Raw genomic sequence first — 24,239 nt, 5'->3', positions numbered from 1 at the left:
CCCCTGCAATCATCACCCGGCGGGCATTGGGCATCGGGAAGGGGCGGCAGGGCGGCGTTCAGCCGCTCATGGCGGCGGCGGGACTCAGAGCGCGGCCTTCCGTCCAGCCACAGGCGACATAATGCTCGAGTGGCCCGAGCCCGTACTCGCGCACATCGGGGTTGAGCGCGAGATAGGCCTCGGCATCCCAGCGCACCAGTCCCGCCGGCGAATACAGCAGCGTCGGACTGGCCGGGTTCACCATGATCCGCAGTTCGTGGTCATAGATCGCCTCGTATTCGGCTTCGGTGAGCAGCAGGTCGGCGATCAGATGATTGCCCGGAACGGCAGGATCACGGGCGTATCGGCGCAGCTGCTCGAGATCGGTGCAGGCCGCATAGGGCTCCTGGAGCTTGAGGCGAGCCTTGCGTCTGAGCACCGCGAACGGAGCATTGTGATAGTGCAGATAGGTCAGTCGCGTGCGTTCATGGGCGTCGCCCGAGCGCAGCACCGGGCTGTGGAAGCCCTTGTCGAGCGCCATGAGCTCGCCGCCGGGGACAATGCCCTTGTGGAACGACCTGTTCGGCGAGAACCACCCGTCCTGGCCGGGCACGTTGAACAGGGACATGCCTACCCGCAGGACGCGGTCGATCCCGCGCCAGGCATGGAACTCGGCATGGATGTCGTCCGGTGTCAGGCTGACGCCATCGCGGGTGAACACGCCGAGCAACTCGTCGCAATCGACGGGAATGATGAAATCGTATCGTTGCCAACGACGATGAGCGTCCGCCTCGAGGGTGTGGATGACCTCGGTGACCACCCGCCCTTTTTCGAGAAAATCCAGGTCGGTCGCATAGTGACGCAATACCCGAGCCCCGGACCGCTCCGCGAAGCCAAGCAGTTCGAGGGTCATGGTGTCGGTCGAGCCATTATCGACGATGGCAAGGTTGGTCATGCTGAAGAGCGAGGCGTAATGTGCCAGCCAGCGGCTGAGCATCGCCCCCTCGTCACGCTGCATGGTCACGACCAGAACGCTGGCCATCCGATTTATACTCCGCAGGCTGACCTCATCGGGTCATCCGCTCCGGTCTACGATACGTCCGTTATCAAATCGTCAATGGCACTGCGCCCACCTGAAGGGTGGCATGAAACTGTAATACGCAACAGTCAAATTCGTAACAAACTGGGAGTGGCGCCACCCTGGAGGGTGTTATGAGCTTGCGGAGTCTGAGCCGAAAACCGTGCGTTTTCGAGCATCGAAGCGGAGTGGCCGTGATCGGCCATGAGCATCGAAGCGCAGGACATGCGCGGTTTGCAGGCCAGAAAACGCGGGTTCATAACACCCTCTAGCTCGCTGCGGCCCTCAGACGGGCGATAACACGCTGCCGGCCGATCTGCGGAAGCAGCAGACGCAGCTCCGGCCCCTGTTCCTCGGCGGTCAGCGCCAGCCGCAGCGGGTGGAACAGGGCGCGCCCCGACCGTCCGCTCGCCTGTCGCAGCGCCGCCGTCCACGCCCCCCAAGCGCCCTCGTCCCACGGCTCGGGCGGCAGCAGCGCCTCGGCTTCGGCGAGGAAGGCGGGATCAGCCTCGCCGACCGGGACGGCGATGTCGCCCGCCACCACCGACCACCAATGCCGCGCCTCGTCGAGCAGGTCGATATTGTCACGGATCGCCAGCCAGAACGGCTCGGTCGCGCCCTCGGGTAGGCGCGTGGCGATGTCGGAGAACGGCGTCGCGCGCAGCCGCAGGCGATTGAGGGCGAGGAGATGCGACATGTCGAACCGGGCCGCAGATGACGAGACCCGACCGAGATCGTAGGTGCCGGCGAGTTCGTCGAGGCTCGCCGCGACCGGCGCATCCGCCGTGCCCAGCCGGGCCAGATAGCCCGCCAGCGCCTCCGGCAGGATACCGTCATGACGCAGGGTGCGCAGCGAAAGCCCCTCGAAGCGCTTCGACAGCTTGCCTCCCTCGGAATCGAGCAGCAGCGGCACATGGCCGAAATGAAACCGCCGCCGCCGCGCGGCCCCGGCCTCGACCAGCGCGTCGGCGAGGTCGATCTGCACGCCGGTATTGGTGAGGTGATCCTCGCCGCGGAGGATATGCGTGACCCCGCTTTCGAGATCGTCCACCACCGAGGCGAAACCGTACAGCACCGTGCCGTCGGCACGGATCAGCACCGGGTCCGACACCGCGGTGAGCTTCACCTGACGCTCACCGCCGACCAGGTCGGGCCAGGAGATCACCGTGTCGGACAGGCGGAAGCGCCAGTACGGCACCTTGCCGTTGGCCTCCGCCTGCGCGCGCTGCTCGGCGGTGAGCTTGAGCATCGCGCGGTCGTAGACGGGTGCGCGGCCCTGCTTGAGCCGCAGCTCGCGCTTGACGCGCAGCTCGTCGGCGCTCTCGAAGCACGGGTAGAGCCGCCCGGTCACCTTCAGCCGCTCGGCCGCCTCGGCGTAGCGGTGCAGACGCTCGGACTGGCGGAAACTCTCCGACCAGCCGATGCCGAGCCAGCCCAGATCCTCGCGGATCGCCGCCTCGTATTCGGGGCGCGAGCGCTCGGGGTCGGTGTCGTCGATACGGAGCTGGAAATCGGCGCCGTGACGCCGCGCATAGAGGGCGTTGATCAGGGCCAGGCGCGCATTGCCGACATGCAGCAGCCCGGTCGGGCTGGGGGCGAAACGGAGCTTCATCGCAGGGTTCGGCGATCAGTGCGGACGGCGCGGCGGCAGGTCGACCAGGATGGTCGGCGGGATCATGTCCTCGTCGACCGCATCGTCGTCGTCGCCATCCACATCGGGATCATGGCCGCCCTCGCCCTCGCCGGCGGCAGAGCCGCGCGGGTCGAGCGCGCGCCAGTCGCGCTCCATCGGGCTGGCCGGGCTGGCGGCGAAGGTCGCGGCCTCGGACGTGCTGTGCCAGGCGCCATCGGGCACCTCGCCGGACGCGTCCACCACTTCGGCATCCTCACCGAACGCCCGCCACGCGCCGAGCACCTCGGAAGCCGCCTCGTCACCGGTCCGGCAGCGCTCGAGACTGTCGCGCACATAGGCGCGGGCGAAGGCGTTGGCATGGTCGGGCGAGGCAAAGCCCGACACCGTCTCGACCACGCGGTCGTCGTCGGACTCGGCCGACAGGTCGATCAGGCGCACGACGGGGATCGTGGTGGCGGCGGGGAGGGTCTCGTCAGTCATCGCCTTTATCTAGCATTCCGCCCGGCTCAATCCAGCTTGCCGAGCAGGAATTCGCGCCCGACCTTGACCCGCTGGGCACCATCATAGGCGACGATGTCGGCGGTGGCGTAGGTCTCCGACCAGTGGTCGGGGATGAAGCTGCCGGTGCCGACCACGTCGATCGGCGCCTTTGCGTCCGCCATCACCCGGCACTTCTCCACCCCGAATCCCGACGAGGCGATGATGGTGACACGCGGGAAGCCAGCCGCATCCAGCGCCTCGCGCATCCGCCAGATCGCCGCCGCCGAGACGCCGGTGCCGACCAGGTGGCGCAGCTCGGTCTCGCTGCGGTAGCGTCGGATCGCGCCCGGCACCTGACGTTCCAGCACCGCATAGGAGGCCGCCGGGTCGAGCCCTTCGAGGAAGCGCCCGCCATGGGTGTCGAGCCGCACGCCGACCCGTCCCTCGGCGGCCAGCCCGGGGAAGGCCCGGCAGACCTCGAGCGTGTCGGTGATCTCGCGGCCGAAATAGTCCGACAGCACGGTGATCGGCTGGTCGGGGAAGGTCTCGTGAAACATTTCGGCGGCGCGCAGCGTGCTGCCGGCGTAACCGATCAGCGCATGCGGCATGGTGCCGAGCCCGGCGGACGTGCCGAAGAACGGCGCGGTGGCGTCGTTCGCACAGCCGACGAAGCCGGTGGCCCCCTCGGCCTGGGCGGCGCGCGAGCCGACGCCGGCCGCGTAGCCCATCATCCGCTGCATGTCGAAGCCCGCACAGTGCCGCGCCTCCATCGCCAGGAACCGCACGGCTGGCAGGGCGAGACACATCTGATAGGCGTTGTGGGCGGCGACACAGGCCGGGCCGAGCTTCTGCAGCAGCAGGGTTTCCAGATCGACCAGGCCTGCGAACGAGCCGGTGACATAGAGCAGCGGCTCGCCGGCCCCGACCCAGGAGCCTTCTGCGAACATCTCGCGCAGCTCGATCGCGAGCCCGCGTCGTTCGGCGGTCTCACGCAGCCAGGCGGTCATCAGCCCGGTGGCGGCGATGACCGGACGGCGCAGGAAGAACGCATAGGTGACGCGCACATCGCCGAAGCGGCTGACGATGGCGCGGGTGCGGTTGAAGTAGGCGTCGGTGCGGGCAGTGATGTCCGCATCCGACAGGACCGGCTCGGCCGGGCCGCTCACGCCGCCTGCTCGCCACCCGCGCGGGCGGCGTCGCCGAGCGCCTCGGCGAGCAGGAAGGCCAGTTCCAGGGACTGCTCGGCGTTCAGCCGCGGATCGCAGAACGTCTCGTAGCGCCCGGCGAGGTCGGCCTCGGTGAGCTGATGCGCGCCGCCAACGCATTCAGTGACGTCGCGGCCGGTCATCTCGACATGCACGCCGCCGGCATGGGTGCCTTCGGCGCGATGGATGTCGAAAAAGGCGCGCACCTCCGACAGGATCGAGTCGAAGTTGCGCGTCTTGACCTTGCTGGCGGTCGAGACCGTGTTGCCGTGCATCGGATCGCACAGCCAGGTCACGCGCCGACCGGACGCCTTCACCGCACGCACCAGCCCCGGCAGATGGGCAGCCACCTTGCCCGCGCCCATGCGCGAGATCAGCGTGATGCGACCCGCCTCGTCGGTCGGGTTGAGCGTGTCCAGCAGGCGTTCCAGAGCGTCGATCTCGGTGGACGGACCCACCTTGATGCCGATCGGGTTGCGGATGCCGCGACACCATTCGACATGCGCGCCATCGGGCTGACGGGTGCGGTCGCCGATCCACAGGAAATGCGCCGAGCAACCATACCACTCGCCGGTGGTCGAATCGACGCGGGTCAGCGCCTGTTCGTAGGGCAGCAGCAGGGCCTCGTGGCTGGTGTAGAAATCGGTCTCGTTGAACTGCGGCGTGTTGACCTCGGTCAGGCCGCAGGCGCGCATGAATTCCAGCGTCTCGTCGATCCGTGCCGCCAGCGTCTGGTAGCGCGCGGCGAGCGGCGAGCGGGCGACGAAGCCGAGATTCCAGCGATGCACCTCCTGCAGGTTGGCATACCCCCCCTGGGCGAAGGCGCGCAGCAGGTTGAGCGCGCCGGCCGACTGGAAATAGCCCATCTCCATGCGCGCCGGATCGGGCCGGCGGGCCGCCGCGTCGAATTCGGGACCGTTGATGTTGTCGCCGCGATAGCTCGGCAGCGTGCGCTCGATGCCGTCCGCGCCGACCAGCGTCTCGGTGGCCGACGAGCGTGGCTTGGCATACTGCCCGGCCATCCGGCCGAGCTTGACCACCGGCGTCTTGGCCCCCCAGGTCAGCACCACCGCCATCTGCAGCAGCACCCGGAAGGTGTCGCGGATGACGTCGGCGGTGAAGTCCGAGAAGCTCTCCGCGCAGTCGCCGCCCTGCAGCACGAACGCGCGGCCTTCGCCGGCCAGCGCGAGCTGCGCCTTCAGCCGGCGCGCCTCGCCCGCGAACACCAGCGGCGGATAGCGGCGCAGCCGTGCCTCGACCGCTTCCAGTGCGGCCGCGTCCTCATAGACCGGCGCCTGCGCGATCGGCCGGGCGCGCCAGCTCGACGGCGACCAGCTCGGATCGAGCCGCGGCAGGGCTGCAGAGGTGCCTTCGGGGGCGAACGGGGACAGCAGGCTCATGGTCGGGTCCTGAAAAACGGAGCGCCCATCCGCGCTCACGGCTTGGCGGTACTTCGACGCAGGGACGGAAAATGTCGCACAGGTGCCATGCCGCGCCACCGTTTCCGTCCCCGAAGGCAGCCTTTATCCACAGTTTGTGCCATCGGAGAAAGCGCGATCGACGCATCGCCGGATTGCGTGCAGCCGACACCGCCACCGGTTGCGCAACGACACCCCTCCTGCGCATTTTCGGTCGCGATGACCGCCGCCTCCATTCCGCCGCTCGCGATCGCCGCGCTGTTCGGCTCCATCCTGACCATCGGCGCCGGCAACAGCATCGCCCAGACCCTGTTTTCCGCCATCGGCCCCGAGGGCGCGGTGGGCCTGCGCAATCTGGTCGGCGCGGCGGTGCTGCTGGAGGTCTATCGCCCGAGCCTGCGCATGAGCCGGCGCGAATGGATCACCGTCGCCGGCTACGGCATGCTGCTCGGGCTGATGAACGAGCTGTTCTACCGCTCGCTGCTCACCCTGCCGATCGGGCTGTCGGTGGCGATCGAGTTCACCGGCCCGCTGCTGGTGACGGTGCTCGCCTCGCGCCGCAGATCGGAGTTCTTCTGGGTGGTGCTGGCGGCGATCGGCATCGCGCTGATCACCCCCGAGGTCAGCGACCGGCTCGCCGGGCCGGCACGATCCGCCCTGCGGCTCGACTGGCACGGGATCATCTACGCGCTCGCCGCCGGCGCGGCCTGGGCGGGCTACATGCTGCTCGGCCAGCGTGCCGGAGCCAGCCATGGCGGGGGTGCTGCCGCCCTCGGGCTGGCGATGGCCACGTTGATCACGCTGCCGATCGCCCTCGCCCGGCATGGCGCGGCCCTGTTCGCGCCCGCGATCTGGCCGACGGCGATCGCGGTCGGGCTGCTGGCAGGCGCGATCCCCTATGCGCTGGAAATCTACGCCCTCGCCCGGATGCCGGCGCGCAACTACGGCATGCTGGTCAGCACCGAGCCGGCCGTGTCGGGGCTGATGGGGTATGTTCTGCTCGGCCAGCAGCTCAGCGGCCTGCAGATGCTGGCGATCGCGCTGCTGATCACCGCCTCGGCCGGTGCGACGCTGGGCACGCGCCGCAACGCGCCCGTGCTCGAAGCGGTCTGAGATGCGCTCGGGGGCCTGCTGGCGCGAGGATGGCGCGGGTGTGGTGGTGGCGGTGCGTGCCCAGCCGCGGGCACGGCGCGCGAGCGTCGGCGGGCTCGGGCCGGACGGCACGCGGCTGCGCATCTGTGTCACCGAAGCGCCCGAAGACGGGCGCGCCAGCGAGGCGGTGTGTCGCGCGCTGGCGGCCAGCCTCGACCTGCCGGCGCGGTCGGTCAGCTTGCGCAGCGGCGGGGCTTCGCGCGAGAAACTGCTGTTCGTCGCCGCCGCTGCCGAGCGCGTCGGCCCGCTTCTGGATGCACTCGCCGAACGGAACAGCCCATGATCCGGACCTGCCTCGCCCTAGCTGCCGTCGCCACCATCCTGTCTGCCTGCGCGCCAAAACCGCAGCCGGCCCACGACAGCCCGTTCTATGTCGCCGGTCCGCCGACGCCTTCGCCCGACAACCTGCCGAAAAATCCCGACGATCCCAATGGCGGTGCGAACTGAGCCGCGTGAAACGACCTCGCCGCTGACGCATTTTCGCCATCGCGGGGCGGTACCGACGGTCCCGCAGACCAACGGTTCCAAGGATCGATCCATGTCCATCACCCGCCTGTCCTGCCTCGCCGCGATCGGCGCCGTCGCAATCGGCACCGCCCTGCCCGCGCATGCGCAGCTCGGCCAGTTCCCCGGCCTGTCGGGCTCGACCTCCGGCAGCAGCACCGGCGGCCTCGCTGGCGCCGCATCCAACCTGCTCGGCGGCGGGGGGCTGCCAGGTCTCGGCTCGGCGATCGGCTCCACGGGCAGCTCGAACGCCGCCGGCATCCTGAGCTACTGCGTGCAGAACCAGCTTCTCGGCGGGGCGCAGCAGGCAGCGGCAACGTCCACCGTGTCGTCCCTGAGCCAGCAGCAGGGCGTGACCGGATCGAATGCCTACACCCAGGGCCAGAGCGGCACGCTGGTCACCGGCCAGGGCCAGAGCTTCTCACTCGACAGCCTCAAGGGTCAGGTGAAGTCGAAGGTGTGCAGCCTGATGCTGAACCACGCCAAGTCCCTGCTCTGAGGCCAGCTCAGGCCCGGCTGCGGCCGGGCCAGACCAGGGCGCTGAGGATCAGCGCACACAGCACCCCCATCCCGACATCGAGCGCGCCGGGCAGGCCGCCGAGGAAGCGCATCGAGGCGGCGCCGGCGAGACCGCCAGCCAGGAACAGGGCCCAGGTCAGGCCGTAGGCGCGGGCCAGCGCGAGCTTCTCACGGCGAGAGCCGGGGGTTCGCTGCAACAGCGATTCACCCAGGCTCTGGCCGAAGCTGACCAGCGTGCCGGTCATGAAGGTCCTGGCCGGTGCGAGGCCGCCGAGCTGGCGCGGGATGGCGTTCTGCACACCCATCGCGAAGGCGCAGGCGACCAGCCAGCCTGGCCAGCGGGCCAGCGCGAAGCAGCCGAGCTCGACGAGCAGGATCAGGGGCAGGCGCGTCGGCACCGCGCGCAGCAGTGGGCCGCAGACGGTGCCCGCGACGAAGCAGGCGACGATCATCGCCAGCACCGACAGCGTCTGCCGGTCGCCCGACACCACCGCGATGCCGAGCTGGGTGGTGTTGCCGCTCATGAACGACAGGAACAGGTGATCGAGCGCGAGAAAGCCGATCACATCGGTGAAGCCCGCCAGTCCGACCAGGAGCGCAGCCTGCGCCGTGCCGATCCCGGACGGAACCTTGCCGTCCATCGATGACGAACCTAGCCGACCGTGCGGGTCAGGCTGCGCATCGTCACCCATTCCTCGGCGGAGGTCGGGTGGATGCCGACGGTGCGGTCAAGGTCGTGCTTGGTCAGCCCGGCGGTGACCGCCACCGCCAGTGCCTGCATCATCTCGGGGGCGTCGTCGCCCAGCATGTGCGCGCCGAGCAGGCGGCCGCTGGCGTGGTCGACCACCAGCTTCATCAGGCTGCGCCGCTCGCGCCCGCTCATCGTGTGACGCATCGGCCGGAACGAGGTGGTGTAGATGTCGGTGGTGCCGCGCGCGACGGCCTCCTCCTCGGTCAGGCCCACGCTCGCCAGCGGCGGGGTAAAAAACACCGCCTTCGGCGTGGTGGGGATCGACCATTCCCGCGGCGGCGGCGGACCGAACAGCCGGTCGGCCAGATTGTGCCCCTCGGCGATCGCGACGGGGGTGAGGTTGATGCGGTCGGTCACGTCGCCGATCGCGTAGATATGGCCGACGGAAGTCCGCTGTTCGTCATCGACCACCACGCGGCCGTCATCGAGCCGGACCGCGAGCGCGTCCAGCCCGAGCCCCTCGGTGTTGGGGTGCCGGCCCGTCGCGAACAGCACCAGATCGACGGTGAGTTCCTCCCCGTTGTCGAGTGTGACGATCCGCGCGCCCTCCGCGCCCTCGCGCAGCCGGGTGATGGTGGCGCTCCGGTGCTGGCGGATGCCGCGCGCGTCGATCGCACCGACCAGCGCCTCGCGCAATTCATGGTCGAAACCGCGAAGCGGCAGATCCTGGCGGTAGATCAGGTCCACCGTGCTGCCCAGCCCGGCAAAGATGCCGGCGAATTCCACCCCGATATAGCCCGAGCCCAGGATGGCGATGCGCTGCGGGCGGTCGGACAGGTGAAACAGCGCATCCGACACCACACCGAGCCCTGCGCCCTCGATGTCGGGCAGGGTCGGACGGCCGCCGGTGGCGATCACGATCCGCTCCGCCCGCACGGCGATCTCGCCGGTCGCGGTGCTCACGACCACGGTATGCGCATCGGCCAGGCGCGCGCGGCCGTCGTAATGCCTGACCCCGACGCCTTCGAGCAGCTTGATATAGATGCCGTTGAGTCGGGCGATCTCGGCATCCTTGCGCGCGATCAGCGCCGACCAGTCATTGGTGCCGGGTTGCGTGTTCCAGCCGAACCCGTGCGAATCGATCACGTCCTCGCCGAAATTGCTGGCCTGGACGAGGATCTTCTTCGGCACGCAGCCGACATTGACGCAGGTGCCGCCCCAGTAGCGCTCCTCGGCGATCGCCACCCGCGCGCCATGCGTCGCCGCGATGCGCGCACAGCGCACGCCGCCCGAGCCGCCGCCGATGACAAACAGGTCGACGTCGTATTCGGGCATGGTCTGAGGTTCCTTTCTTCTTTTTCTGAAGAAAAAGAAGCAAAAAGACTTCGTCCGGTTCGGGCACGGTCCGAGGCGGCCGCATCATGGCGAACCGCTCGAATCGGATAAAAGTTCTTTGGTTCTTTCTTTCAAGAAAGAACAAGAAAGCTCAACGCTCCGCGAAGGCTTTCTCGACGACGTAAGCGCCGGGGCGGTTGGCGTTGCCCTCGTCGAAGCCGCGCTTGACCAGCAGGTTCTCGGTGTCGGTCAGCATCGCGGTGGAGCCGCAGATCATCACCCGATCGTGCTCGGGGTCGAGCGCCGGCAGGCCGAGATCGGTGAACAGCTTGCCGCTCTCGATCAGGTCGGTGATGCGGCCCTTGGTCTCGAATTCCTCGCGGGTGACGGTGGGGTAGTAGCGCAGCTTGCCGCGCAGGAACTCGCCGAGGAACTCGTGCTCGGGCAGTTCGTGCCGGATGTAGTCGCCATAGGCGAGCTCGTCGACCTGCCGCACGGTGTGGGTGAGGATGACGTGCTCGAAACGCTCGTAGACGTCCGGATCGCGGATCAGGCTCATGAACGGGGCGAGGCCGGTGCCGGTGGCCAGCATGTAGAGCGTGCGGCCGGGGCGCAGATTGTCGAGCAGCAGGGTGCCGGTCGGCTTGCGGCCCACCAGCACGATGTCGCCGGGGCGGACATGCGCCAGACGCGAGGTGAGGGGTCCGTCCTCGACCTTGATCGACAGGAACTCGATGTGATCCTCGTAATTGGCGGACGCGATGGAATAGGCGCGCAGCAGCGGCTTGCCACCGACCTCGAGGCCCATCATCGCGAACTGGCCGTTGGCGAAGCGCAGCGAAGGGTCGCGCGTGGTCTTGAAGCTGAACAGCCGGTCGGTCCAGTGATGGACGTCGGTCACGGTCTCGGCGTTGAGATGGCCGTAGGTTTTCGACGGTGGCGACAGCACGATCTCGGCATCGCCATCCGCACCCGAAATCTGGTCGCGGATGAGGGCGGACTCGGTCATCGCAGGCATCTCTCCCGTCTCGTCGTCAAACGGGGGTCATCTAGGCTGCCCGCACCCCGAGTGCCAGAGAAAAATGCCCCGCGCCGGTCGGACATGACCGGTTTACACGTCTGGCGGGCGCACATAAGCCACGGCGTCAGCCGCCGCCCCCGGTCACGCGATGCGCGAACGCGGCGATGTCGTCGAGCACGGGCGCGCGCCAGCGCAGCGGCATGGCGAGCGTGGTGACCAGCCCGGCATGGGCGAGCCCGGGATAGACGCGTCGCTCGACCGGGACCCCCACGGCGCGCAGGCGGCGCGCGAGGCTGTCGCTGTTGGCCGGGCGGACGGTGCGGTCCTCGCTGCCGGTGGCGAGCAGTGCGGGCGGGTCGAAGGCGGCGACATGCGCGACGGGTTGCGTCGCGCGCGGGTCGTCGACGCCGGCGAAGGCCGCCCGCACCGTCTCCCCCTCAAACGGCAGGAAATCATAGGGCCCGGCGAGGCCGATCCAGCCGCGCAGGGCGCCGCGATCGGGGCTGCCGGGGCCGCCGAGCCAGCGCGGGTCGAGGGCCAGCATCGCCGCGTCATAGGCGCCCGCGGAGTGGCCGGCCAGCACCATGCGGGCGGGATCGCCGCCGAAGTGCGACACGTTCGCGCGCAGCCAGGACCAGGCGGCGGCATTGTCGGCGAGGAAGGCCGGGTAGCGGATCTGCGGCACCAGCCGGTAGCCGACCACGGCGACGACGAAGCCGCGCGCGGCCAGCGCCCGGCCGACCCAGCCATAGGCGCGGCGGTCGCCGGACCGCCACGCGCCGCCATGGATGAACATGATGACCGGCCAGGGCCTGGATGCGGAACGCGCCGGTGCATAGAGATCGAGCCGCTGGCGCGGATCGGCGCCGAACGCCTCGCCCGAGGCGACGAGGCGCGAGGCCCGGTCATACGGCACCAGCGCATTGAAGCTGCGCAGCGGGGCGACGGCCAGCGCCAGGGCGATGCCGAGCACCCCCAGCAGGGGCACGGCGACGAGGACCAGCAGCAGGCCGTGAGACTGTCGCCCGAGCGTCCGAACCATGACGATGTCCCTCGGACGAACCGCATGACGACAGCCGGCGTTATACCGGTCGCGGCGGATGTCGCTCCCTCATCTACGTGCAGACGCACACTCAGGATGCGCATGGGCCACGACACCGCGACCCTGTCCCCCCGCCCTCTCGACGATGCGCTGCGGGCCGTGGCGCGCGGCGACCGTGCGGCGTTCGAGGAGCTCTACAGGCTGACCTCGGCGCAGCTGTTCGGGGTGTGCCTGCGCATCCTGCCGGCCCGGGCGGAGGCAGAGGACGTGTTGCAGGACGCCTATCTGTCGATCTGGCGGCGGGCGGCCAGTTTCGACGCCGCGCGCGGCAGCGCGATGGCCTGGCTCATCACGCTGACGCGCAACCGCGCCATCGACCGCCTGCGCGCTCGGGGCGTGGCCCGCGAGACCGCGGACGCGACCGGCCTCGTCGAGACGGTCGTCGATCCCGCGCCGCTGGCAAGCGATCTGATCGAGACCGGCCAGGCCCAGGGCAGGCTCGCCGAATGCCTCGACCAGCTCGAGACCGGCGATGCCGGGCTGATCCGCACGGCGTTCTTCGAGGGGCTGAGCTATGCCGGGCTGGCCGAGCGCATCGAGACGCCGCTCGGCACGGTCAAGAGCCGCATCCGACGCGCGCTGCTCAAGCTTCGGGCCTGCCTGCAATGAGCGCGCCCCTGACCGAGGAGGACGAGCTGGCGGCGGCGGAGCTGGCGCTCGGCCTGGCCGGGGAGGCGGAACGGCAGGCCGGGCAGGCGCGGCTGCACGACGATGCGGGGTTCGCCGACGCCTATGCGCGCTGGCTCGGCTGGGCAGCCGGGTTGTTCGACGGGCTCGCGGAGACGCCGCGCCCGTCGCTGTGGCGGCGGATCGAGGCGTCGCTGCCGGCCAATGACGCTGCCGCCGACATGACGTCACGGCTGCGACGCTGGCAGGTGGCGAGCTGGGTATCGGGTGCCGTGGCCTGCGTGCTCGCAGCGGTGCTGGTGACGCAGGCGCTGCCTCTGGCCGGACCGGGGCCGGTGGCGGGCGCGTTGCAGGCGCCGATGGTGGCACTGCTGTCGGGTGCGGACGGGGTGGTGAGCGTCAGCTACGACCCGGCCACGACGCGGCTGACGGTGGTCCCGGATCGGCTGCGCACCGGCGGGCGCACGCCGGAGCTGTGGGTGATCCCGGCGGATGGACGGCCGCGCGCGCTGGGGGTGATGCCGGCCGATACGCCGGGCTGGATGGCCGCTCCGCCGGGTGCTGCGAAGGCAATGGGGGCAGGGGTGACGATCGCGCTCTCGCTGGAGCCGGCGGGCGGCGCGCCGGGTGATCACCCGACCGGGCCGGTGATCCTCAGCGGGCGGATGGGGGCGACGGCGTAGGGCGAGACCCGTTCTGCCCGAGCCACTGCGGATGGCGGCGCGCGATCCAGCCGAGGCTGCGCGCGACGAGGTGCCGCATCGGTGCGATATCCTCGGCGAGCAGCAGCATGCCCAGCGGCAGCATCCACACCCCCAGGACCGGCAGGAACGACAGCAGCCCGCCAAGCAGCAGCAGCAGCCCGGCCGGAATGCGCAACCAGCGGCGCCGGGGCGTGAGCAGCCAGGCGACGGAGCGGCCGAGCCGCGCCGGCAATCTCGCCAGCAGCGCATCGCGACGCTGGTCGAACAGGGCGAGATCGGTATCGCCGGGGAATGGAGGCGTCTGGTCCAAGGCGGATCGTTCAGGCCTGTCTGAGGTAACTCACCGGTGTGCCGTTCTTGCTGAACTCCAGCCCGGCCCAGCCGGCGGCATCGTACCACAGGCGAAGATCGACGTCGCCGGTGAGCAGGTAGCCCTCGGCCGCGATGGTGCCGGAGACGGTGGGGATCGACTGTCGGCCGGTGGGGGTCACCGTCGGGCGCATCAGCCGGCCGGTCTGGGTGTTGATCCAGGGCGCGGAGAGTTCGACACGGTTCCAGTGCGTGGAGGGCTCGGCGTCCGGCGGCGCCGTGTAGCGCGGCACCGTCGCCCCCTGCACGACCAGCCCCGCCCCGCCGCCAGGCCGGGCGTTCATCCAGTCGTGTGTGCCGTTGTCGTCGGTGCGGCTGTCGATCGCCACCACGCGCGCACCTTGCCAGCGCAGTTGGGCCTCGTGGCGATAGCGATACAGCGTGATCGGACCGATGCTGTAGGCGACGGCGACGCGGATGGTCACGTCGAGCGTCTCGCCGGTCCTGTGGAAGGTCAGCACATGCTCGCCGAGCCGCGCGCCGCGGCGCATTACGTCGAAGCCGAGTCTGTCGCCGGCCGGCACCGGCAGCGTCGTAGCGCGCACGCCGCGCGGGGCGAGCGGCGATGTCGTCAGGGAGGCGAGCAGCAGGCGGCGCCCCAGGCCCGGCAAGGGCGGGTTCATCGCCCGGCCTCCATGACATAGAGCCCGACATCGATCACGCCGTCGCGGAAACCTGCCTCGCAGTAGCACAGATAGTAGCGCCACATGCGGATGAAGCGCTCCGGCAGACCGAGCGCACGCACCGCATCGAGCGACGCCTCGAAGCGCTCGCGCCAGGCGGCGAGCGTGTCGGCATAGCCCGCGCCGAACGTCTCGCACTCCACCACGCGCAGCCCGGCCGCCTGAGCCTGCGCGGCGATGATCGTCGCGGTGGGCAGCATGCCGCCGGGGAAGATGCAGGTCTGGATGAAGTCGGGCCGGCGGCGATACGACTCGAAGCGGTCCTCGCGGATGGTGATCGCCTGCAGCACGATGCGGCCGCCCGGTGCGAGCGAGCGTCCGAGCATGGCGAAATAGGCCGGCCAGTAGGCCGCGCCGACCGCCTCGATCATCTCGATCGAGACGATGCGTTCGAAGCGGCCGACAACGGCGCGGTAGTCCTGAAGACGCAGCTCGATCGGCGCCGGGCCCGCCGCCTCGCGCGCCCAGGCGAGCTGTTCGCGTGAGAGCGTGATGCCGGTCACCCGCGCGCCCTGCCCCGCCATGTCGCACGCCAGCGCGCCCCAGCCGCAGCCGATTTCCAGCACCGAGGCGCCGGGCTCCAGGTGAAGCAGTTCGATCACCCGCGCCCGCTTGTCGCGCTGCGCGGCCTCGAGCGACCCGCCGGGCGGCAGCGCGCGCGCCGCCGAATAGGTCATGCTCTCGTCGAGCCACAGCCGATAGAACGCGTTGCCGAGATCATAGTGGAAGGCGATGTTGCGCCGGCTGCCGCGCGGCGTGTTGTCGCGGCGTCGGTGACGCAGCCGGCGCCATAGCCTGAGCGGGGCGAGACCGGAGAAACGCGCCTCGAGGGCCGCGCTGTTGGCCGCCGCCAGCCCGATCAGCGCCACCGGATCGGGCGAAGACCAGTCCCCGTCGAGATAGGCCTGCGCGAAGCCGAGATCACCCCCCGTCAGCAGGCGGCGCAGGGCCCGGCTGCGGTGCAGCAGCAGCACCGCCTGCGGCCCGTCCGCGCCGGCCCGGTGCTCGATCCATGCCCCCGAGGGCAACACCACGCGCAGCGACCCGCGGGAGAGCTGCCGCAGCAGCATCCTCAGCAGCCAGGTGCCGCGCAGGCCTGCGGCCGGACGGACGGGCGGCGCGCTCAGGTGCATGCGGTCACGCCGGGTTGCCGCTCGGGCCGCGGATGTGGATGCACAGGGATGCGTCGTCGCCACAGGTGCAGCGCCTCCCACAGGATCGCCGCCGAGACCTTGGCGGTCAGCAGCGGATGGGTGACGAACAGCCGCGCCAGCATGCGGTCGGACAGGGGCGCCCGCCGGGCGGTCTGCACCGCGGTGAGCAGCTCGCCCTGCGCGTCGGCGGCGGTGATCGCCACCACCAGCGCCTCCTGGCCGGGCGCGGCGGAGGGCGGCCGGACGCGAAAGCCGTAGCTCAGCGTCATCGGCAGGAACGGCGAGACGTGGAATGTCTTGACGCAGCGCTGGCGGATGTCGGCACGCGCCGGATCGGTGGCCAGCAGATAGGTGTGGCGCTCGCCGAAGGTGTTGCTGACCTCCCAGGCGATGGCGCGCAGCCGGCCATCGCCGTCATGGCAGAAGAACAGGCTCAGCGGATTGAAGGCATAGCCGAGGATGCGCGGCATGGTCAGCAGCCGGATCGGCCCCGGCCGGAAGTCGAAACCATACTCACGCAACATCGCCTCGATGCGGGGGCGCAGCGGGGTCGCGCTGCGGTCGCCATGGTCACGGTCGTGCAGCGAGAACAGGTTGAAGCGGTTGTGCGAGAACAGGCGCAGTCGCGCATCCAGGGCAGGCAATTCGTCGAGATCGACCAGCAGGCTGAACAGCCGGTAGCGCAGATGATGGCGTCGCGGCCGCGTGCGACGGTGCATCACCTGACCGACATAGAGCGCGGACTGAGGGTTCATGCCGCCTGCCGCGGTACCGCCGCACCCGCGGGCGCGTGGATCGCGATGCGACCCGATTCGTCCGCGACCCGCCACGGTCGGCGCAGGCCGCCGAGCTGCTCGGCCACGGCGAGACCGGACTGCAGGGCGTCCTCATGGAAGCCGGCGCCGAAATGCGCACCACAGAACCAGGTCCGCCGCTGGCCCTGGAGCGACCACAGCTGCTGACGGGCGCGTTCCGATCGCGCATCGACCAGCGGATGGTGAAAGGTCTCCTGGTGATGGATCCGGACGGGCATGCGGGCGGGGTTGAGCGAGACGAACAGCGGCGCCGGTGTCGCCAGCGACTGGAGCCGGTTCATCCAGTAGGTCAGTGACGGGGCGCCGGCACCGCCGCCCGGTGCGGCGAGAGCGTTCCAGCTCGACCAGACCCGCGCGCGCTTCGGCATCAGGGCGGGGTCGGAATGCAGGATGGCGTCGTTGCGCGTGTAGGAGAACGCGCCGAGCAGACGGCGCTCGGTGTCGTCGGCGTCGTCGAGCATCGCCAGCGCCTGGTCGGCATGGGCGGCGATCACCACCTGATCGAAGCGGGCGGACTCCGTGTCGGTCGCGACCGTGACGGCGGCGAGATCGCGGCGGATCGCACGCACCGGGCTCGACAGGCGGATGCGGCCGGAGAGCGCCGTCGCCATGGCGGCGACATAGGTGGCCGCCCCGCCCGCCACCGTGCGCCAGACCGGGCGTCGCCCCAGTTCCAGCAAGGCGTGATTGTCGCAGAACCGGATGAAGGCGGCAGCGGGGAAGCCGGCGATGTCGGCCGCAGGAGATGACCAAATGGCGCTGGCCATCGGATACAGATGGTCGTCACGGAAGGCGCGGCCGCACCCGAGCCGGTCGAGATACGCGCCGAGCGAAATGTCGCCGAGACCGGGGAGGTCGCGCGGGGCGCGGCGGTAGAAGCGTTCGAGATCGCGCAGCATCGACCAGAAGCGCGGCGAGGCGAGGTTGCGCTTCTGCGCGAACAGCCCCGACAGGCCGCTGCCGCTGTATTCGCGCCGTCCGTCATCGAGGCTGACCGAGAAACTCATCTCGCTGGGCGTGGTGTCGATGCCGAGATGGGCGAACAGTGCGGTGAGGTTAGGATAGCTCGGCTCGTTGTAGACGATGAAGCCGGTATCGACCGGGCAGCCATCGACATGCCGGGTGCTGGTATGTCCGCCCAGCCGCCCGGCCGCCTCAAAGAGCGTGACGCGATGTTGCGTGGCGAGCAGCCACGCGGCGGACAGCCCCGCGATCCCGCTGCCGATGACGGCGATGTCGAGACACGATGATGGCATGCCCGACACGTCTCTCCCACCACAGGCGTTGGGTTGGCTCACGCTGCCTCTACGTGCCCGAAGGCGATTCGGATGCCGGGCCGCTGTCGACAAGTTGAATGCATCCGTCCGATGCCGCCGCCCGTATCCTCGCACATGAGCAACGATGCGTGGCTGGTGGCGATCGCAGGTTTCGAGGCACTGGTCATGAGTCTCGCCTGGGCGATCACACTCAGGCCGGGCCACTCCGGCTGGATCGACGCGATCTGGTCCGGCTCGGTCGGTCTGGCGTCGGTCGCCGTGGCACTGGACGATGGCGGCATCAGGCCGCGTGCGCTGCTGGTCGCCGGGCTGGTCGGGATCTGGGCTCTGCGGCTCGGCGGCGCGATCGCCCGGCGGACGGCATCGGGGGGCGATGATCCGCGCTATGTGGAACTGCGCCAGCGCTGGGGCGCGGCCTATGCCTGGCGGAGTTTCCTGTTGCTGATGGTGCAGGCTGCGTGTGCGACCGCACTCGTGGTGTCGGTCTGGGCTGCGGCCCGGAATCCGTCGCCCGTCTGGGCGTGGAGCGATGTGGCGGGCAGCGCGGTCGTGCTGTGCGGGATCGGCGGCGAGGCGCTGGCTGACGAGCAGTTGCGCCGTTTCCGCGCCGGGCGCGCCCATGCCGGGCAGGTGTGTGATCGCGGATTGTGGTCGGTGTCGCGCCATCCGAACTATTTCTGTGAATGGCTGGTCTGGTCCGGTCTCGCAGTCATCTCGATCGGACCGGATGGCGGCCGCCCGGCCGGGTGGCTTGGCCTGATCGGGCCGGTCCTGATCTATGTGCTGCTGGTACATGTCTCGGGGATTCCACTTCTGGAGGCGCATATGCTGCGCTCGCGTGGCGCCGCCTATGGACGCATACAGGCCCGCATCAGCGCTTTCTGGCCGGCTCTGCCACGACGCGGCGAAAGGAGTTCGTCATGACTGTCATCGCGTCCACCATCCGTGCGTTCGAGCGCATCGCGGTTCCCGATCCGATTACCCGCGCCGCGATTTTCGCGCTCGTCGGGAGCCGACAGCGCGCTCTGCGCGACACGCCGGCGGCGGAGGCCGTGTTCGCCGCCGACATGGCGGCCTATCCGATCGCCGAGCACAGCGACGATGCCAACCGCCAGCATTACGAACTGCCACCGCGATTCTTCGAGCTCACCCTCGGCCCGCGCCGCAAATACAGTTGCTGCCTGTATCCGACCGGACGCGAAAGCCTGGCGGAGGCCGAACGCCTCGCACTGGAGGAGACCATCCGCCATGCACGCCTCGAGGACGGCCAGGAGATCCTCGAGCTCGGCTGTGGCTGGGGCTCGCTGAGCCTGCTGATGGCGTCTCGCTTCCCGCGGGCGCGGGTCAAGGCGGTGTCCTACTCCGCCTCGCAGCGCCTGTTCATCGAGGATCAGGCGCGGCAGCAGCGGCTCGACAATATCGCGGTGGTGACAGCCGACATGAACGCCTTCGTCACCGACCGACGTTTCGACCGGATCGTCTCGGTGGAAATGTTCGAGCACATGGCCAACTGGCCGGCGCTGCTGTCACGCGCGCGCCGGTGGTTGCATCCGGACGGCCGGATGTTCCTGCATGTCTTCGCCCACGACACGCACCCCTACCGGTTCGATGCGCGCGACAGCAGCGACTGGATCGGCCAGCATTTCTTCACCGGTGGCATCATGCCCAGCCACGGCCTGATCCGACACATGACGGAGCACTTCACCGTCGAGCAGGAATGGCGCTGGAACGGCCGTCATTATCAGCACACGGCACGCGACTGGCTGGCGCGCTTCGATGCGAACCGCGCCGCGATCATGACCATCCTGGAGGATGTCTACGGTCGCGACGCCGGCCTCTGGCTGCGTCGCTGGCGCCTGTTCTATCTCGCGACCGCCGGGCTGTTCGGCCATGACCGTGGCCGCCCCTGGGGGGTCAGCCACTACCTGCTGGCGCCCGGCCCTTCACAGCCTTGAGGTCCACCACAGGGCCGCAGCCGCTCCGCTCGCCGCGGCCAGCGCCGTCAGTACCGTGCCCCAGGCGAGATCGGCCAGCGTCACGGATAACGGCCAGCCCCGCAACGTGGCCAGGTTGGTGAGATCGTAGGTAGCATAGGCGACGAAGCCGAACACGGCGCCACGCCACAACGCGGCCGTCCAGCGCCCCGCAGACAGGCCCGGCAGCACGGCGAGAACCGTGAAGCCGATCACATAGACGACATAGAAGACAATCGCCGGTGGCAGCGCGAAGCTGTCGCGCAGCATACCGCCCAGGCCAGGCCGATAGAGCCGCGATGCCATGAGCGAGAGCCAGATCCCGTCCAGCACCAGCATCGTGACCGCCGACACGACGATCGCCACCATCCAACCAGTCACCATGGCGCCCTCCCTGTGCAGCGACAACGCCACAAGACCGTCCGGTTGCAGGAAACTTCGCAAGCCGTGCCACCGTTCGCCCGAACGCCACGGCATCGCATCGCATCGAACCGAACGGACGAGGACCACATGGCCAGCGTGAAGAAAGGTGACCACGTCACCTGGAAGACCCCTCAGGGCAGAGCCAGCGGAACCGTGGTCGAGAAAGTCACCTCAACAACGAAGATCGCCGGACACACGGCAACGGCGTCGAAGGAGGCACCGCAGTTCAAGGTCAGGAGCGACAGGACCGGCAAGCAGGCGATCCACAAGGCGGAAGGCCTAGGCAAGGGCTGATCAGAAGCGTTGTCGAACGATCTCCGTCTCGAAAGCGACAAGCCGAAGCTCGAGGTCGCGTTGCAGGCTCGCTTTCGGGCTGCCTGACGCCAGACGGGTGCAACTCGCCGAGGTCAGGTCGCGGCACGTCGGCACCGGATCGCCAGGCTGGCGGCCGACCCAGAGGCTGTCGCCCGGCAGGAAGGCATATTCGAGACTTGCCCGCGCCAGTCGTTTGAGATCGCGATAGGACAGCGCATGCACGCGGGCGGCACGGACATACTGATCGGTCATGTCGGTGCGCAGCACGCCCTCATCGTCGGTGGACAGCGTGACCGGAACGCCGGCGGCGAGGTACAGGCGCAAGGGATGCTCCGCACCGCGCACGCCGAGAATGACATCGTTGCTGGCAAGGTTGATCTCCACGTCGACGTGATCACGCGCCATCCGCGCCAGCGTCGCCGTCGCATCGGTCTCATAGGCGATGTCGGTGCCGTGGCCGATGCGCTCGGCACGCCCCTCTCCCACCGCCTGGGCGATGTGGTCGGCGAGGGCTTCCGGCGGCACCAGACCCAGGGCGAGCTCGCCCGCATGCCAGCTTCGGTGCACCTTCGGGTAGCGGGTGGCGAGAAAGGCCACCATCCGCATCGCCAGGCGATACTGCGTGATCGCGACCGGATCGTCTTCCGGCTGCACGAGGTTGACGCCGACATAGCGCGGGTCCGCATCGGCCAGCGCGAACAGCACCGCGAGCTGGCGGAACAGTTGCGGCGGCGGCAGCAGACGCAGGCCGTAGCCGATATAGCGATACTGCACCGCACAGCCCGCCTCGGCCGACCCGGTGGCACAGCCGAGCGCGGCGCGGGCGGCAGCGTCGGTCGCGTCGGTCTCGCGCCGCGCCGATGCCAGCAGCTCCGGCAGCAGAGGTTGCAGCCGGGCGAACGCACCTTCGAGATCGGTGTCGTTCCAGGCCGCATCGCGCGTGGTCAGCGCAAAGCGGTTGATGCCGAGCGGATTGTACATCAGCTCCAGATAGGAGACGTGATCGAGTGCGGCGACGCGCCTTACTTCGGCGACACTCGATCCCGGCACCAGACGTGCGACCGCGAGAAAGCGCGCGAACGCACCGAACATGCGGTCATGGCCCGATGCGGTGTCACGCCCGACGCCCTCGGTCCAGCCGCGCACGGAGAGGGCATCGATCATGCGCTGTTCGAGCACTGGATCGGCGAGAATCAGGCCGGCGGCCGGCACGCGATCGGGTGCCGTGCAGGGCGGATCGGTGATCGAGAGCGCGGCTCGATCGATGCACAGACCCTTGCGTCCGGCCCAGTCGAGATAAGCCTCGGCATAGGGTGAGCCGTCGACATGATTGTGCAGGTCTGCGCCTTTCGGCATCGCCTTGAGGAATACGCGCAGCCTTGCGGGATCGGAGCTGACCCGATCGAACAGCGCCGCCGCGGCGGCTTCGCGGTCCGCAGCGCGGGCCGTGATCGCGGCGGCCGACAGCCAGGCCAGCAATGCAAGCGACAGCAGTCTGATCATGGCGCGGCCTGCGGGATGTGATCGCGATAGCGCGGCCAGTGCGCGAGGATCTCGTGCACCACCGGAGCACCGACACGATAGTTCGCCTCGAAGGCCGCGATCTGACCCGGCCCCTCGTCGCCGACGCTCTGCGTGGCCGGCACGCCCGGAGGCGGCTCGGTCTGGTTGGAGGCCGTGCGCAGCACCATCATCCGGTCGAGATCCACCAGCCCGGATCTCGACAGCACCACCATCGCCCCGGCAAGGGACTGACTTTCCATGTTCGACATCGCGAACACCCCCTGGCCGCCGGTCCACAGCCGCACCCAGTCCTCGGCCCATTGCGTCCGCCGCGCCCCGTGCCAGTAGCGCAGCGCGCCAAGCGTCTCGCCCATCAGCACGAAAGGCGGCCGCTGTGCATTGGGAAAGCCTTTCCAGACCGCGCGGGCCGCGCGCAGGGCGGGGGTGTCCGGGATGGCCACATCCTTCGTGCGCTCGAATGCCCATTTCGCCAGCGACGCATTCAGCTTCAGCGCCATGTCGAGCCGCGCGGCATCGGTGACGGAGCCGAAGCTGTGCGGGTCGCTCGGGAGCTGGTCGGGCCGCTGCGCACCGATCGCGAACAGGCCGTATGGCCAGCCGGGCGGGATCTCGCGATCGTCGAACTCGCGCAGCGTGTCGCCCTGCACCACGAAGCGGGCCCAGGCCGCGCTGCCGACCGAGGCGATGCGCGGGTCGGTGCCCGAGATGCCGGTGAACAGCCAGTAGGTCTTGCGGAAATCGAAGCGCGGATCGAGCACGAGGGCTTCGAGCTGCTCGGCGGAACCGCCGATCATCGAGCCGGTGCCGCCCCAGACGATGCCGTAGAGCCCCGACCTGTTCCGGCGTAGCGGGTGCAGCGCGCCGCGGATCGGAATCACCTCGTCGAGATGCTCGCGCTCGGCCCAGAACTGGAACTCGCCCGGTGCGTCACCCGTATCGGCGCCGGTCTCGAAATTGGCGACCACCACCATCTTCACTTCGACCGGTTTCGGGGCGGCCATCGCTGACCCGCATCCCACCATCATCAGCCCGCACCACAGCATCCGTCGCATCGCGTTCTCCCAGGAGAGGCGAGCTTAACCGTGATGGCACTGAAATGAACTACCGATGACGCGAGACGTGCAGCTTTCGGCGCAGCACGTTGCCACCGACCGTGACTTCGCAGGCGAAGGCGGACATCGCGCAGACCGCCGCGATCAGCGCACCGCCGAACAGGCCGAACAGCAGGTTGACCGTGCCCGCATCGCGCAGCACGCCCACGAACAGCACGATCGCCGCCACGCAGGTCATTGCGCCTGCCAGGGTGGCGAGGATCACCGCGACGTTGAGCAGCCAGGCGCGACGGTGCAGGCCGGCGACCTCGATCGCGTCGATGCTGCCATCGCCGCTGCTGTCTTCCTTCTCGAGGACGTGGATGCGGTCGCTGATCCGGCCGAGACGGGTCGAGAACACGTTGAGCAGCGAGCCCACCGCGCTGAGCAGGAAGATCGGCGTCAGCGCGAGCTGGATGACATGGGCGCCGGTGGTGAGGACTTCGTTTTCGAGCACAGGGGGTTCTTCTTTTTCTGAAGAAAAAGAAGCAAGAAGACTTCCATCCGTTCAGGGGAAAGCAGGCAAGCGCGTACGCGACCGAGGGACAGAAGTTTTCTGGTTCTTTTTTTCAAAAAGCAACATCAGACCGCTTCGAGCGCGAGCGCAATCCCCTGCCCGCCCCCGATACACAGCGTCACGATGCCGCGCCTCAGCCCGTCGCGCTTCATGGCATGCAGCAGCCGGGTGACCAGCACGGCACCGCTCGCCCCGATCGGGTGACCATGGGCGATGGCCCCGCCTTCGACATTGACGATGTCCTCCGGCAGGCCGAGTTCCTTGGCCACCGCCAGCGGCACGGCAGCGAAGGCCTCGTTGATCTCGATGCGGTCGAGATCGGCAAAGCTCCAGCCGGCACGTGCCAGCGCCTGGCGCACCGCCGGCACCGGGCCGATGCCGAACAGGCCCGGCTCCACCGCACCCACACCGCCGGCCACCAGACGGCCCAGCGGGGCGATGCCGGCGGCCTCGGCGGCGGCGCGGTCGGCGACGATCATCGCGCTCGCGCCGCTGTTCAGACCCGGCGCGTTACCGGCGGTGATGGTGCCGTCGCGACGGAAGGCGGGCTTCAGCCTGGCGAGCGTCTCCACCGTGGTGTCGGGACGCGGCGCCTCGTCGGTGGCGAAGGTCTCGGTGCCCTTGCGCCCCTTGATCTCGACGCCGACGAT

At 69.3% G+C, this 24,239-nt stretch carries 28 protein-coding genes; 9 read left to right on the top strand and 19 right to left on the bottom strand.

Going from position 1 to position 24,239, the window contains the following annotated elements:
- Positions 1 to 58 precede the first annotated feature (58 nt).
- The 5 genes from FHR90_RS04010 to FHR90_RS03990 form a co-directional block, all read right to left on the bottom strand.
- A complete protein-coding gene (locus tag FHR90_RS04010) occupies positions 59 to 1,021 on the bottom strand; it encodes a glycosyltransferase family 2 protein (protein ID WP_176625162.1) in 963 nt (320 codons plus the stop codon).
- Positions 1,022 to 1,325: 304 nt separating this feature from the next.
- Positions 1,326 to 2,669 (bottom strand): glutamate--tRNA ligase, encoded by a 1,344-nt coding sequence (locus FHR90_RS04005; RefSeq protein ID WP_183274804.1) that lies wholly within the window; start codon positions 2,667 to 2,669, stop codon positions 1,326 to 1,328.
- Between the two features lie 15 nt (positions 2,670 to 2,684).
- Positions 2,685 to 3,170: a hypothetical protein gene (locus tag FHR90_RS04000; RefSeq protein WP_183274803.1), complete on the bottom strand. Its 486-nt coding sequence runs from the start codon at positions 3,168 to 3,170 to the stop codon at positions 2,685 to 2,687.
- Between the two features lie 26 nt (positions 3,171 to 3,196).
- A complete protein-coding gene (locus FHR90_RS03995) occupies positions 3,197 to 4,336 on the bottom strand; it encodes a beta/alpha barrel domain-containing protein (RefSeq protein WP_266152787.1) in 1,140 nt (379 codons plus the stop codon).
- Complete coding sequence (locus FHR90_RS03990; protein ID WP_183274802.1) at positions 4,333 to 5,775, bottom strand: class II 3-deoxy-7-phosphoheptulonate synthase; 1,443 nt, start codon at positions 5,773 to 5,775, stop codon at positions 4,333 to 4,335. The genes FHR90_RS03995 and FHR90_RS03990 overlap by 4 nt, the downstream gene beginning before the upstream one ends.
- A gap of 237 nt (positions 5,776 to 6,012) precedes the next feature.
- Here FHR90_RS03990 and FHR90_RS03985 point away from each other — a divergent pair, with 237 nt between their 5' ends.
- The 4 genes from FHR90_RS03985 to FHR90_RS03970 all read left to right on the top strand — a co-directional run bounded on the left by FHR90_RS03985 (position 6,013) and on the right by FHR90_RS03970 (position 7,948).
- Positions 6,013 to 6,906, top strand: coding sequence for an EamA family transporter (locus FHR90_RS03985; protein ID WP_183274801.1), 894 nt, complete (start codon positions 6,013 to 6,015; stop codon positions 6,904 to 6,906).
- Position 6,907: 1 nt separating this feature from the next.
- Positions 6,908 to 7,228, top strand: coding sequence for a DUF167 domain-containing protein (locus FHR90_RS03980; RefSeq protein WP_183274800.1), 321 nt, complete (start codon positions 6,908 to 6,910; stop codon positions 7,226 to 7,228).
- On the top strand, positions 7,225 to 7,392 hold the full coding sequence (locus FHR90_RS03975) for a hypothetical protein (protein WP_176624876.1): 168 nt from the start codon (positions 7,225 to 7,227) through the stop codon (positions 7,390 to 7,392). Before FHR90_RS03980 ends, FHR90_RS03975 begins: the two co-directional genes overlap by 4 nt.
- A gap of 91 nt (positions 7,393 to 7,483) precedes the next feature.
- Positions 7,484 to 7,948 (top strand): DUF2501 domain-containing protein, encoded by a 465-nt coding sequence (locus FHR90_RS03970; protein WP_176624878.1) that lies wholly within the window; start codon positions 7,484 to 7,486, stop codon positions 7,946 to 7,948.
- Positions 7,949 to 7,955: 7 nt separating this feature from the next.
- On the opposite strand, the gene FHR90_RS03965 is transcribed toward FHR90_RS03970, so the two are convergent.
- From FHR90_RS03965 to FHR90_RS03950, 4 genes are all read right to left on the bottom strand, one after another.
- Positions 7,956 to 8,609 carry a YoaK family protein gene (locus tag FHR90_RS03965; RefSeq protein ID WP_176624880.1) on the bottom strand — a complete coding sequence of 218 codons (654 nt, stop codon included), beginning with the start codon at positions 8,607 to 8,609 and terminating at the stop codon, positions 7,956 to 7,958.
- Positions 8,610 to 8,620: 11 nt separating this feature from the next.
- Complete coding sequence (gorA, locus tag FHR90_RS03960) at positions 8,621 to 9,994, bottom strand: glutathione-disulfide reductase (RefSeq protein ID WP_176624882.1); 1,374 nt, start codon at positions 9,992 to 9,994, stop codon at positions 8,621 to 8,623.
- 151 nt (positions 9,995 to 10,145) lie between these two features.
- On the bottom strand, positions 10,146 to 11,003 hold the full coding sequence (locus FHR90_RS03955) for a ferredoxin--NADP reductase (RefSeq protein ID WP_176624884.1): 858 nt from the start codon (positions 11,001 to 11,003) through the stop codon (positions 10,146 to 10,148).
- 136 nt (positions 11,004 to 11,139) lie between these two features.
- Complete coding sequence (locus FHR90_RS03950; protein WP_183274798.1) at positions 11,140 to 12,057, bottom strand: alpha/beta hydrolase; 918 nt, start codon at positions 12,055 to 12,057, stop codon at positions 11,140 to 11,142.
- A gap of 102 nt (positions 12,058 to 12,159) precedes the next feature.
- Here FHR90_RS03950 and FHR90_RS03945 point away from each other — a divergent pair, with 102 nt between their 5' ends.
- The gene (locus FHR90_RS03945; RefSeq protein ID WP_183274797.1) at positions 12,160 to 12,726 is read left to right on the top strand and encodes a sigma-70 family RNA polymerase sigma factor; all 567 of its coding nucleotides are present in this window, start codon (positions 12,160 to 12,162) and stop codon (positions 12,724 to 12,726) included.
- Positions 12,723 to 13,427, top strand: a complete 705-nt coding sequence (locus FHR90_RS03940) for an anti-sigma factor (protein WP_183274796.1) — start codon at positions 12,723 to 12,725, stop codon at positions 13,425 to 13,427. The genes FHR90_RS03945 and FHR90_RS03940 overlap by 4 nt, the downstream gene beginning before the upstream one ends.
- Here the strand turns inward: FHR90_RS03940 and FHR90_RS03935 are convergent.
- From FHR90_RS03935 to FHR90_RS03915, 5 genes are read right to left on the bottom strand one after another with little or no spacing between them, the layout of a single operon-like run.
- The gene (locus FHR90_RS03935) at positions 13,399 to 13,758 is read right to left on the bottom strand and encodes a hypothetical protein (protein ID WP_176626491.1); all 360 of its coding nucleotides are present in this window, start codon (positions 13,756 to 13,758) and stop codon (positions 13,399 to 13,401) included. The two genes, FHR90_RS03940 and FHR90_RS03935, sit on opposite strands and share 29 nt — an antisense overlap.
- 10 nt (positions 13,759 to 13,768) lie before the next feature.
- Positions 13,769 to 14,440, bottom strand: a complete 672-nt coding sequence (locus FHR90_RS03930) for a DUF6134 family protein (RefSeq protein ID WP_183274795.1) — start codon at positions 14,438 to 14,440, stop codon at positions 13,769 to 13,771.
- Positions 14,437 to 15,633: an SAM-dependent methyltransferase gene (locus FHR90_RS03925; RefSeq protein ID WP_183274794.1), complete on the bottom strand. Its 1,197-nt coding sequence runs from the start codon at positions 15,631 to 15,633 to the stop codon at positions 14,437 to 14,439. The genes FHR90_RS03930 and FHR90_RS03925 overlap by 4 nt, the downstream gene beginning before the upstream one ends.
- Entirely contained in the window at positions 15,624 to 16,409 is a 786-nt protein-coding gene (locus FHR90_RS03920; RefSeq protein WP_176624128.1) for a DUF1365 domain-containing protein, read from the bottom strand. Before FHR90_RS03920 ends, FHR90_RS03925 begins: the two co-directional genes overlap by 10 nt.
- Entirely contained in the window at positions 16,406 to 17,725 is a 1,320-nt protein-coding gene (locus FHR90_RS03915; RefSeq protein WP_176624133.1) for an NAD(P)/FAD-dependent oxidoreductase, read from the bottom strand. Before FHR90_RS03915 ends, FHR90_RS03920 begins: the two co-directional genes overlap by 4 nt.
- Before the next feature lie 135 nt (positions 17,726 to 17,860).
- Here FHR90_RS03915 and FHR90_RS03910 point away from each other — a divergent pair, with 135 nt between their 5' ends.
- Together FHR90_RS03910 and FHR90_RS03905 are read left to right on the top strand one after the other, a co-directional pair.
- Complete coding sequence (locus FHR90_RS03910; protein WP_176624131.1) at positions 17,861 to 18,670, top strand: DUF1295 domain-containing protein; 810 nt, start codon at positions 17,861 to 17,863, stop codon at positions 18,668 to 18,670.
- Entirely contained in the window at positions 18,667 to 19,701 is a 1,035-nt protein-coding gene (locus FHR90_RS03905) for an SAM-dependent methyltransferase (RefSeq protein WP_176624126.1), read from the top strand. The genes FHR90_RS03910 and FHR90_RS03905 overlap by 4 nt, the downstream gene beginning before the upstream one ends.
- Here the strand turns inward: FHR90_RS03905 and FHR90_RS03900 are convergent.
- A complete protein-coding gene (locus tag FHR90_RS03900; protein ID WP_218062053.1) occupies positions 19,690 to 20,103 on the bottom strand; it encodes a DUF2177 family protein in 414 nt (137 codons plus the stop codon). The genes FHR90_RS03905 and FHR90_RS03900 overlap by 12 nt on opposite strands.
- A gap of 126 nt (positions 20,104 to 20,229) precedes the next feature.
- Here FHR90_RS03900 and FHR90_RS03895 point away from each other — a divergent pair, with 126 nt between their 5' ends.
- The gene (locus FHR90_RS03895; RefSeq protein ID WP_176624124.1) at positions 20,230 to 20,436 is read left to right on the top strand and encodes a hypervirulence associated TUDOR domain-containing protein; all 207 of its coding nucleotides are present in this window, start codon (positions 20,230 to 20,232) and stop codon (positions 20,434 to 20,436) included.
- Here FHR90_RS03895 and FHR90_RS03890 read toward each other — a convergent pair whose 3' ends face one another.
- From FHR90_RS03890 to FHR90_RS03875, 4 genes are all read right to left on the bottom strand, one after another.
- Positions 20,437 to 21,960, bottom strand: coding sequence for an adenosine deaminase family protein (locus tag FHR90_RS03890; RefSeq protein WP_183274793.1), 1,524 nt, complete (start codon positions 21,958 to 21,960; stop codon positions 20,437 to 20,439).
- Entirely contained in the window at positions 21,957 to 23,033 is a 1,077-nt protein-coding gene (locus tag FHR90_RS03885) for a purine-nucleoside phosphorylase (RefSeq protein WP_176625690.1), read from the bottom strand. The genes FHR90_RS03890 and FHR90_RS03885 overlap by 4 nt, the downstream gene beginning before the upstream one ends.
- 49 nt (positions 23,034 to 23,082) lie before the next feature.
- The gene (locus tag FHR90_RS03880) at positions 23,083 to 23,529 is read right to left on the bottom strand and encodes a DUF2721 domain-containing protein (RefSeq protein WP_176625692.1); all 447 of its coding nucleotides are present in this window, start codon (positions 23,527 to 23,529) and stop codon (positions 23,083 to 23,085) included.
- A gap of 125 nt (positions 23,530 to 23,654) precedes the next feature.
- Positions 23,655 to 24,239: thiolase family protein (locus FHR90_RS03875; protein ID WP_183274792.1), on the bottom strand; the 585-nt coding region annotated here is incomplete at its 5' end.

This window comes from Endobacter medicaginis, assembly GCF_014192375.1.
GTDB classification, from domain to species: domain Bacteria; phylum Pseudomonadota; class Alphaproteobacteria; order Acetobacterales; family Acetobacteraceae; genus Endobacter; species Endobacter medicaginis.
The sequence above is the reverse complement of the archived record's forward strand: the minus strand, read 5'-3'. Positions and strand labels throughout refer to the sequence as shown.